The organism is Staphylococcus sp. GDY8P131P (genome assembly GCF_017891975.1).
Classification (GTDB): Bacteria; Bacillota; Bacilli; order Staphylococcales; family Staphylococcaceae; genus Staphylococcus; species Staphylococcus nepalensis.
Genome location: NZ_JAESKF010000022.1, coordinates 1 through 10790 on the forward strand (window position 1 = coordinate 1; position 10790 = coordinate 10790).

The window sequence follows — 10790 nt, forward strand, 5'->3', positions numbered from 1 at the left end:
CATATATCGAATAAAGTGACACCTCTTATTATTAAGTTAAGAGGTTTGTGTCAAAAACGAACATTTTTAATACTCTAATCATACATACAGAAATACTGTTTTACTAGCATCGATAATGGTTCGATTAGGGTAAACCCAAACGCGATGATAATAACCTTAGAGATGCTATTGAGATGTATATGAGCAAAAAATACACTTTAGATGAGATAAAAGAACAGACAAATATAAGTAGAGCAACCTTGTATCGTCATCTAGATAAATACGAGGTGATGAACGTTGTTAAAACAAGATTTAGTGTATAATGTACTGTTATCGATTAGAGAAGAATAAAGTGTAGATTTTAAAACTTTAGATGTAAGCGAAAAAATTTTTTATTAGCACTTGAAAGCATAGCGAGGCAAGATTTAGCAAAAAATATAGAGTTATTCTACAATGGGTGTTTTCCTATATGTGGCACAACAATATATGCAGAACTAACAGAAAAAGGTAAGCAGCAAATATCATTATATAAAACAGAGGATAAGCACATATAACAATGCTTATCCTCTGTTTTTGAATTTTATATTAACTTAATTATCATAAAATTGCTTGATCTTTTGACCTATTTCATCTCTTACACGTTGAAATTCTGACCAAGATTTACCTGCTGGGTCATCAAAGCCCCAATGTTCTTTTTTTACATTAGGCGGGATGACTGGACAATTCTCATCAGCATCACTACAAAGTGTAACAACTAGATCTGATTGTCTTAAAATTTTATTATCAATTAAATCAGAAGTATGGTTTGATATGTCAATATCCACTTCTTTCATAGCTTCTATCGCCTTAGGATTTACGCCATGCGTTTCGATACCTGCTGAGTAAACATTCCATTCTTCGCCGAGTATTTCTCTTCCCCAGCCCTCAGCCATTTGACTACGACAAGAATTACCAGTACATATAAAGTAAATTGTTTTCTTATCCATTTATTATTACCTCTCTTTTAAAAAATTATTAGTGTTAAATATAGACCTAATAGGGTTACAAATAAAACAGGGATTGTGATAATAATTCCGGTCTTAAAATAGGTTCCCCAAGAAATCTTGACACCTTTTTGAGTTAGTACGTGTAACCAAAGAAGTGTGGCTAACGAACCAATTGGTGTTATCTTAGGCCCCAAATCAGATCCGATAATATTCGCATAAATCATACCTTCTTTTAATATTCCTGTAGCACTCGATTGACCAATTGCTATTGCATCTATTAAAACGGTTGGCATGTTATTCATAATAGAGGATAGGAATGCAGCTACAAAGCCCATACCCATAATGCTGCTAAATAAGCCATAACTTGAAATGTTTGTTAGTACATCACCAAGAAGTGTTGTAATGCCCACGTTTTTCAAACCAAATACGACGAGATACATACCAATGGAGAATAAAACAATATTCCATGGCGCACCTTTAATTACTTGTTTCGTATGCACGGCTTTAGATTTACGCGCTAATAATACAAATATTAAAGCAATGATACCAGCAATAATGGATACTGGAATATTTATAAACTCACTTATTAAATAACCAATGAGTAATATACCAAGTACGATCCACGAGATGTTAAAAAGTTTTTTATCTTTAATCGCTTCTCTTGGTTCTCTAATGTTTACTGCATTAAATGTTTTTGGAATAGACTTTCTAAAATATAACCATAAAACAAGAATACTTGCGATCAATGAGAATATATTAGGTATAATCATTTTACTGAAGTATTCAATAAATCCAATATCGAAATAATCTGCGGAAACAATATTAACTAAATTACTGACAATGAGCGGTAATGATGTAGAATCAGCTATAAAACCACTAGCAATAATAAATGGAAATATCGCTTTTTTATCAAATCCTAAACTACGAACCATAGCTAAAACAATAGGAGTAAGTATTAAAGCTGCTCCATCATTTGCGAAGAAAGCTGCTACAACTGAACCTAATAGCATGATAAAGATAAACATTTTCAATCCGCTACCTTTTGATGCTCTCACCATATGTATAGCAGACCATTCAAAGAAGCCAATTTCATCTAATATGAGTGAAATAAGAATAACTGCAACAAAAGTTAAGGTCGCATTCCAAACAATTCCAGTAACTTCTAGTACGTCTGAAAAGCTTACAACGCCAGTGATTATAGCAACTACAGCACCAATTAATGCAGTAATACCAATATCTAGACCTTTAGGTTGCCATATAACAAAAATTAACGTTAATACAAAGATTGTGATTGCTAATATCGTCATCATTAACACTCACCTTTCTCTACTGTTTCACATATACATGGGACAGTACTGGAACTCAATAGAGTCAGTCGTGATGTAACGTCATCCAATACGTCATGATTCAATTTGTATAAATTTTTATTACCATCTTTTCTGGATGTAATTAAATTATTGTCTTTTAATACTTTCATATGATGACTTAATGTGGGTTGAGAAAAAGAAAAATGCTCTAATAAATCACAAGCGCATAATTCACCACAAGATAACAAATCTAATATTTCAAGACGGCTACTATCAGCAATCACTTTCAAGTATTGTGATATCTCATTATAATTCAATTTTTCTTCTCCCTTTCTACTTGAAATCTTTTATATCGTTGATAATTTTTATTGCCACCTGATAAATTATATACTTGTTTAAAGCCTAAATTAATAAGTACGTTTTGTGCAGCATTACCAGTAGTACCTTTATTACAATAAGTCACGATTGTTTGATTTTCATCTAACGTTTTTGCATAACTTCTCAACGTTTTCAATGGGACGTTAATCGCTCCATCAACATGATCAACTTCAAATTGCTTTGGAGAACGTACATCTAAAATCAATAAATCATTTTTTGTTTTACGACTTCTTCAGGCGTTATAATTTTACGTCCTCGAGTAATATTGTGACCAATCATCCCTGTATAAATAACAGGATCTTTAGTTGTAGAAAAAGGAGGTGCATATGCTAAATCTAAATGAAATAAATCTTCTGCTTTGGCACCAAATGTTATAGCAGTAGCTAGTACATCAATTCTCTTGTCTACGCCCTCATACCCAACTATTTGCGCACCAAGTAATTTAGAATTATTTTTATCAAATATAGCTTTAATTACCATTTCTTGACCTTGCATATATTCTGGACGATTCGGTTTCACATTGTGTAATACATCAATATCAATTTCTAACTCAACAGCTTCTTTTTCGGTTAAACCTGTCTGGGCAATTGTCATATCAAAGATACGGACAATGCCTGTGCCTAAAATGCCTTTATGTTCTAGATTTCCACCAGTTAATCGATCTCCTAAAATACGACCCATTTTATTTGCTGTAGAACCTAGCGGTCTATATATAGGATTACCAGTAATTAAATTATAACTTTCTGCTGCATCACCAATTGCATATATATGAGGAATATTTGTTTCCAAATACTTATTGGTTTGTATTGCTCCAGATTCTCCAATATTAATACCAATTTCTTTAGCTAATTTAGTATTTGGTGTGACACCAATCCCAATAATGATTAAGTCTGTATCAATTAATTCGCCAGTTTTTAAGCTGACTCTATTTATCGTATGATTCTCATCATAATCAATAATGTCAATTTCATTATAGGTATATACGTTAGCTTTATCTTCAATATATTCTTGAATCATAAAACTCATATCGTAGTCTAAATGAGGCATAAAAGTGTTACGTTGAACAATTGAAGTGTTGTAATTAGATAATTGTTCTAACATCTCTAAACCAATAAATCCACCGCCAACGATTGTTATATTCTGAACATCATGGTCATTAATATAATTATAAATTGCTTTGGCATCATTAATATTTTTAACTTTAAACACATTATTATATTCTTCGCTATTTAATTGAGGGAGTTCTTTAGGCGATGAACCTGTTGCTAATACTAATTCGTCATATTTTTGAATCATCTTTTCATCATTTACTAAATTAGTAACTGTTATTGTTTGATCACTATCATTTATCTTATTCACTTCATATTCTGTATAAATATCTATATTAAAGCGTTCTTTAAACCATTTAGCATTTTCATCAATATCAGATACATTACCTCCTATATAGTAGGGGATACCACATACGGAATACGAAATATCACTACCTTTATCAAAAACGGTAATTTCAACATCTTCACTATTTCTTCTTGCTTTAGCCGCGACACTCGTACCGGCAGCAACTGAACCAATGATAACAATTTTTTTCATTATTCTAACCCTCCATAAGGTATGACAAAGTAATTATTAAGACTTTCATTTTTAATCTTGTTTATCCAAATCGATTCATCTTCTTTTTTGTTACTAAAAAGGTCATCACGTTGATTTAGCGTAACTAATGATTGATTAACGACCCACCAATTATGTCCTATATCGGCTCTATTTAAATCTTCTACTAAACGTTTAGATTCTAAATAAGGTGTTTTTTCTGCTAGTGTTACGATTATCATCTGTGTTAAATCTTGATTTTGAATTTTAGGTAATAACGTTTCAACATTACTGGTAGTTTGAGTTGATTTTTTCTTTAGTTCTTTATAGTGATTTTCACTAGAATCAAGTAACAACAAGGTATGGCCTGTAGGAGCTGTATCTACAATTACGTAATCCATGTCTTCTTGATTCTCCATAATGTCACTAAAGGCTTTGAAAAATGCTATTTCTTCTGTACAAGGTGATTTTAAATCTTCCATAATATAATCAATATCGTCTTGTGGTGTATCATCATTCACTATGGCTAATATTTCTTTTTTATACTTTTCTAATGCTTGTTCTTCATCAATATAAGCAGTATTTAAATTACTTGTGGTTTCAACATTAATTTCTTTAGTAGGGTCAGTCGTTGCTAAAAGAATACGATGTCCTTTATTAGATAATTCTGTAGCTAATTGCGTTGCTACTGTCGTTTTACCAACGCCACCTTTTCCCATTGTAAATAAATATTGAACTTTACTATTTTCAATTTCATCTATTAATTTATTGAATTGCGGATGATCTTCAACAATAAAGTCATCATTTTCAATTAAGTTATCATCATTTAATAGATTAGTTAAACTTTCTATACCTTCTTCTTTCTGCTTTTTATATGGAACGTAATAAGCATGATTGTTATTTAACCATTCAGTAAAATGATTAATGTTTTTATCTTGTTCTGATTTCATCTGACTCGAAATTAAACCGTGACTTTCTTCTATATAGTTGTTAATGACTACTTTGAATTTAGAAATTGATAGTTGTTGTAATTCTTGTTGCGCTCTTTGAATTTCATATATAGAAGAGTGGTTAGGTTTCGCAACTAAGATCATGGTCGTATCGTCTTGGTTACGTAGTTTTTCAAGTGCTGAATTATATTTACCTCTATTTTCATTTAAACCCGATAATTGACCTAAGCAAGAAGCGTCATTACTCGTTGTATTTAAATAATCTGTCCATGCAGAAGGTAATTCAAGCATTCTCAAGGTGTGACCTGTTGGAGCTGTATCAAATATAATGAAATCAAATTCTTGTTCTAAAGTTTTATCGGATAAAAAATTTGTAAATTCATTAAATGCTGCTACTTCAACTGTACACGAACCACTTAACTGTTCTTTCATCTCAGAAAGCACATCTTCTGGTAGAATACCCTCATAAGGTTCTATAGCTTGTGCTTTATAATCGTCTGCAGCAGCAATCGGGTCAAAATTGGCTATAGAGAGATTAGGTATAGGTTGATATGTAGTTAATTTATTAGATAATTCCATTTGAAATACATCTTGTAAATTACTAGCTGGATCAGTACTTACTAAAGCTACTTTCTTTCCATTCTCTGCTAAGTTTAAAGCAATAGAACTTGATATCGTCGTTTTGCCTACGCCACCTTTACCAGTAAAAAACAAATATTTTGTTAACTCAACATTATCTAAATTCAATTTATTTAAGTATTTAACAGCATCCATCTCCACCACAGCATCCTCCATTTCTCATCTGATTAACCGTAATAATTTCATCGGCTTCTTCTTGGGTAATATAAGTACCCGTTTTAGCTATATTGCCTTCTATAAAAGTGATTGGTAAAACTTCATTACCTTTTTCTTGAATTAAACGAATAGCTTCTTTATTTTTAATAAATTCATTCGGATTATTACTCATATTATAACGTTGAACTTCTATTTGATTTTGTTTTAAATATTCATTGATTTGGTTCGTCTTTATTAGTGTTTCATCCGGTTCTGGACCACATACGCCAGTAGAACAGCACATAGCTTCTTCGTATATTTCAATATTTAACATTATACTCACCTCATTAATTATTTTACTACCATAGATTAGCATCTATATAGATTAGTGTCTATGTATTGATTTGGATTTTTAAAATTTAACTTAATTTGAGTTTCTAATAATATAGTTAGGAAGAAAATATTTTTACTATTGCTGTGGAGCATGTCTAAGTTTATGTGAAATTATAGTTTTTTAATCTTGCAATAATGTATATATTGATTTATATTTAATATATCAAAAAAAATTGATATATTAAATGGAATAAAATTATTTAGACAATAAGGAGGTGTGCCTGATTGCGAGTAAACCACGCAAGTACTTTATCTGTTGGTTACTTTGTAAGTTATTTAAATCTTGTTATGGTATCAAGAGAAGTCACTTTAAAAGAAGCTACAATATATATGGAGAAGGAGTTCTTTAAAGGTAATATTCATCAGTATGGTGAATCAACAGAAAATAACTACAAACAAGCAATACAAGAATTGAAATAAAAATAATATAAACTCTAATCAAATATTATAAAAAAGAGGTGTTCTTTTTATGGAAGTTATTAAAGCAAAAACTGATATGAATGAAGATGAACAATTAGCTTTTTATGAAAGCATGTTTAATGCACTTGCTGACAAAAATAGATTAAAAATACTTAATCAAATTAGTCAAAGCCCTAATAAATCACTATGTGTATGCGACTTAGAGGAGTTATTAGATTTAAAACAATCTAAAATTTCATATCATTTAAAAAAACTAGTAAGTGCACAGATTTTAATACCTGAAAAATACGGTACTTGGAACTACTACAAAATCAATGAAGCACAAATTCAAGTTGTATTAACTGAAGATACTTGCTGTAAAATATTATAGGATTTATCTTCTTACACATCATATTAATCAACTTTTTTTAATTTATATATCAAAAAAAATTGATTAAATAAATTCAGAGGAGTTATACTAATGACAGATTCAATCATCGAATTCATAAAAACATTTTTAATGTTATTTTTTGAATTGTTAGCATTATTTATAGTTGTAAGTTTTATTGTAAGTTTAATTCAACAAGTAGTATCAGAAGATAAAATACAAAAGCTTTTAAGCAAACCAAATAAAGCAACCAACTATGTATTAGGAATGATTTTTGGTGCTATTACACCATTTTGTTCTTGTTCTACTATTCCTATACTTGCAGGTTTGTTAAACTCTAAAGTTCCGTTTGGTCCAGCTATGAGTTTCTTAATCGCTTCGCCACTCATGAATCCACTCATGATATTTATGCTATGGATTTTATTAGGGTGGAAAGTTGCTGTTGTTTATTTTGTTGTATTAGCGATATTCAGCATTTTAACTGGCCTTGTTTTTTCAAAAATGAATTTAGCAGAGAGTTATAAAGGCGTTAATGTCAAAGGTGATGGATTTTTCACTAATAAATCAGGATCTCGTGTTAAGCAAGCGCTAAATGATGCTTGGGCTTTCCTATATCCAATGTTACCTTATTTAATTATTGGTGTATTTATTGGGGCATTTATTTATGGATTTATTCCAGAAACCTTTATAACACAATATGCGAGTGGTGATAGTATTATCTCTGTTATTATTGCTTCTGTTATTGGTATACCTATGTATATTAGACCAGAAACAATGCTTCCTATAGCTGAAGCTTTAGTATCTAAAGGTATGTCACTGGGAACAGTCGTAGCATTAATTATAGGTGGCGCAGGAGCAAGTATTCCTGAAGTTGTATTGTTATCGAAATTATTTAAAAAGAAATTTGTAATATCTTTTGTTATAGCAATTTTAGTCGTAGCTATTGCTACTGGTCTAGTTGTTAACTTAATCATTTAAGGAGGTGAAGTAAATGGGTATCAAAGACGCATTAAAAAAATTAAAACCTCAAGAACAGTCATGTTGTTCAGTTGAAATTGAAGAGAAAACAGACAAAAAAGACGAAAATAATGAGAAAAAAGAAAATGGTAATAAAAATTGTTGCTAACATTAAAAAAGTTCTGTTTGATTTTGCATTTATTAACATAATCGATGATTATCAGAAGTTCTCACTATATAAAAGGCACTAAAAGGTTATAACCTTTTAGTGCCTAATTAATTATATTAGCTACCAAACAAACGACTCCAAAACCCCTTTTTAGGTGGTTCTGCTTCCTTATCCTCAGGCCCACTCTCTATTTCTTCAGATGGTTTATCATCTTTCGCTAATACTTCTTCATTTGTACTGTCATCCTTTTTCTCTTCAGTTCTATCCTTATGTTTTACTTCTGTTTCTGTTGGTTGACTTTTCTTTTGTTGTTGGTTGATATTTTGAGATTCTTCAGTAAAAGTTGCTTCTTGCGGTTTAACGTTTTGTCTATCATTAGTCACTGTATCAAAAGAATAATTAAGCTGTCTTTCTTCTTCTAATTGGTTTTCTAGTTTTTGAATCTTTTTATTACTTTCTAAAGCTAATATTTGTTGATTCTCCAACAGTTTATTTAATGTATTAACATTGCTATTTTGTTGATCTAGTTGTTTAGTTAGATTCTCAATATATTTTTCATCATTTTTAGCTCTAGTTTCAAAGATTTCTATTTGCTTTTCTAATTCATTTGCTTTTGTTTTTAATGTCTCAGAACTATTTGAATTATTATATATATGCTTTTCAACTTCTGCAGTATTTTCATCAAACATTTCTTTTTTTACTGATTCTTTATTTTGCGTTGTTCTTTCTTTCTTAGTGATTTTTTCTATAATTTTCAAACAATCATTATCATTAATATAATTAATTCCATTTTCTTTTTCAAAAGATATATTTAAGCTTTTAGCATTATTAACAATAGTTTGTTTAGTTACATCCAATTCATCAGCAACCATTTTAATAGTTTTCATAACACCCACCCTTAGGTACCTAATTTAGTACCTAAATTTTACCACATAGCAAATATTTTTTCATCTTTTACCGCCTAAATTTACCACCTATTTCACTACCTAAGTGACTAATTAGCTACCTATCGGATATTTTTGGTGCCTAATTAGGCACCAAATTAATAAATTTTACTATTTTGAGGTTATAATGTGCTTTTAACTACACTTAAAACGCTTTATATACGACCATAAAAGTGTTAATATTACTTTATGAATATTAAAAGAGTCGATGCTATTGGCGTAGCATCGACTCTCGGTAATAAAACGATTCGCATTCGTTTGTTTATATATTTTTTTGATACTTGTATTATATATATCTAATCATCTAAGTGCAAGCACAAAACATATAACTTACGTAAAAATTGTTTTATTACCTCAATCCAAAAAAAGTGGAAATGAGGTTTTTATTATGCCCAATTTTGAGAAATACAATTTATCACAAGTAAAAACTGAAAGGTTTTATCAACTGCCTAAATATTTATTTGAAGATATATATTTTAAGAAAATGTCAGCAGAAGCCAAAATTATGTATGCGTTATTAAAAGATCGTTTTGAATTATCCATCCAAAATGAATGGGTAGATAAAAATAATAACATTTACTTTATTTTCAGTAATAAACATTTGTGCGAATACTTAGGTTATGCAGAACAAAAAATCATAAAATTGAAAAAAGAGTTAGTAAGTTTTAATTTACTAACTCAAGAACGTGTTGGCCTTAATAAACCCAATAGATTGTATTTATTAAAACCCAATTATGATGTTGAAGGCAGTCGTACCAAGGAACTTCCAAATTCACAGTTCCAGAACAATGAATTTGGAAGTTCTAGAACTATGAATTTAAGTGGTCAAGAACTTCCAAATTCACAGTCTAATGATACTGACTTAAGTAATACTGATTATATAGAGACTGAGAATAATGATACGTATGATATGAATGATACATATAACAATTCAATAAGTCATGATCATTCGGATCATACAAATCATCAACAAACTGAATTTAATAATGATGCCTTAAAATTCCAAGTGCTTGAAGAATTGCCACAACAAATCAAAGATTACTTAAGTAATTTTGAAATTAGAGAAATTCGTATTATTAAAAGTGTTTTACTTAAAGGAAAAAAATCATTTAATAATGCTCATGATACATATTACCGTTTAGAAGACGTGGAGTTCGAACTTATCAGTGTCTTAAAACGATTTAAAGCGATGTTGCTACAGAAAAATGAAACAGTTGAAGGTATGCAAGGTTATTTGATGCAATCGATTAAAGCTGAACTTGAAGAAATACACGCACTTAATATGCGTCGTCAAAACATGAAACAACATAATATCTTTAACCAATAATTTAGATAATCTTATAGCAATCAAAGAAACCTCTAAATATTCGGTTAAGTCATCTGATTTTTTAACTGATGATGATGAAAGAAATCAAGAAATCGTGAATGACTTGGAAAAGGTTTATACCGAAAACGTATGTTGAGTTATGGTGGACTGCTTAAACAAAAGCATAAAATTTTAAATTTAGATGATGCCGAAGATGGTAATTTAATTAATACAAGTGATGAAGATAAAATCACAGACGAAGAAGAAAAAGCACAT

General features: G+C 30.0%; 11 protein-coding genes and 3 pseudogenes. 7 read left to right on the forward strand and 7 right to left on the reverse strand.

Features of this window, described 5'->3' with window-relative positions:
- Positions 1-128: 128 nt before the first annotated feature.
- Positions 129-302, forward strand: a pseudogene (locus KA894_RS13745) (helix-turn-helix domain-containing protein); the annotation flags it as partial.
- A gap of 267 nt (positions 303-569) precedes the next feature.
- Here the strand turns inward: KA894_RS13745 and arsC are convergent.
- The 6 genes and pseudogenes from arsC to arsD form a co-directional block, all read right to left on the reverse strand.
- Positions 570-965 carry an arsenate reductase (thioredoxin) gene (gene arsC / locus KA894_RS13750; protein WP_002509695.1) on the reverse strand — a complete coding sequence of 132 codons (396 nt, stop codon included), beginning with the start codon at positions 963-965 and terminating at the stop codon, positions 570-572.
- Between the two features lie 17 nt (positions 966-982).
- The gene (arsB, locus tag KA894_RS13755) at positions 983-2275 is read right to left on the reverse strand and encodes an arsenite efflux transporter membrane subunit ArsB (RefSeq protein ID WP_002509694.1); all 1293 of its coding nucleotides are present in this window, start codon (positions 2273-2275) and stop codon (positions 983-985) included.
- A complete protein-coding gene (locus tag KA894_RS13760; protein ID WP_002509693.1) occupies positions 2275-2589 on the reverse strand; it encodes an ArsR/SmtB family transcription factor in 315 nt (104 codons plus the stop codon). The genes arsB and KA894_RS13760 overlap by 1 nt, the downstream gene beginning before the upstream one ends.
- Positions 2586-4237 (reverse strand): annotated as a pseudogene (locus tag KA894_RS13765) (FAD-dependent oxidoreductase). Before KA894_RS13765 ends, KA894_RS13760 begins: the two are co-directional and overlap by 4 nt.
- Positions 4237-5958 (reverse strand): arsenical pump-driving ATPase, encoded by a 1722-nt coding sequence (gene arsA / locus KA894_RS13770; RefSeq protein WP_204176590.1) that lies wholly within the window; start codon positions 5956-5958, stop codon positions 4237-4239. The pseudogene KA894_RS13765 and the gene arsA overlap by 1 nt, the downstream one beginning before the upstream one ends.
- Positions 5945-6292, reverse strand: a complete 348-nt coding sequence (gene arsD / locus KA894_RS13775; RefSeq protein WP_013730043.1) for an arsenite efflux transporter metallochaperone ArsD — start codon at positions 6290-6292, stop codon at positions 5945-5947. The genes arsA and arsD overlap by 14 nt, the downstream gene beginning before the upstream one ends.
- 284 nt (positions 6293-6576) lie before the next feature.
- Here arsD and KA894_RS13780 point away from each other — a divergent pair, with 284 nt between their 5' ends.
- The 4 genes from KA894_RS13780 (at position 6577) to KA894_RS13795 (ending at position 8264) form a co-directional block, all read left to right on the forward strand.
- Positions 6577-6771 carry a hypothetical protein gene (locus tag KA894_RS13780; protein ID WP_002509689.1) on the forward strand — a complete coding sequence of 65 codons (195 nt, stop codon included), beginning with the start codon at positions 6577-6579 and terminating at the stop codon, positions 6769-6771.
- Between the two features lie 49 nt (positions 6772-6820).
- On the forward strand, positions 6821-7141 hold the full coding sequence (locus tag KA894_RS13785) for an ArsR/SmtB family transcription factor (protein ID WP_002509688.1): 321 nt from the start codon (positions 6821-6823) through the stop codon (positions 7139-7141).
- Between the two features lie 90 nt (positions 7142-7231).
- Entirely contained in the window at positions 7232-8116 is an 885-nt protein-coding gene (locus KA894_RS13790; RefSeq protein ID WP_119530591.1) for a permease, read from the forward strand.
- A gap of 13 nt (positions 8117-8129) precedes the next feature.
- A complete protein-coding gene (locus tag KA894_RS13795; RefSeq protein ID WP_002509686.1) occupies positions 8130-8264 on the forward strand; it encodes a hypothetical protein in 135 nt (44 codons plus the stop codon).
- 116 nt (positions 8265-8380) lie between these two features.
- Here the strand turns inward: KA894_RS13795 and KA894_RS13800 are convergent, their stop codons facing one another.
- Complete coding sequence (locus KA894_RS13800; RefSeq protein WP_107386014.1) at positions 8381-9151, reverse strand: DUF536 domain-containing protein; 771 nt, start codon at positions 9149-9151, stop codon at positions 8381-8383.
- A gap of 445 nt (positions 9152-9596) precedes the next feature.
- Here KA894_RS13800 and KA894_RS13805 point away from each other — a divergent pair, with 445 nt between their 5' ends.
- Together KA894_RS13805 and KA894_RS14760 are read left to right on the forward strand one after the other, a co-directional pair.
- A complete protein-coding gene (locus KA894_RS13805) occupies positions 9597-10535 on the forward strand; it encodes a replication initiator protein A (protein WP_204174402.1) in 939 nt (312 codons plus the stop codon).
- Positions 10536-10551: 16 nt separating this feature from the next.
- Positions 10552-10790 (forward strand): annotated as a pseudogene (locus tag KA894_RS14760) (protein rep); the annotation flags it as partial.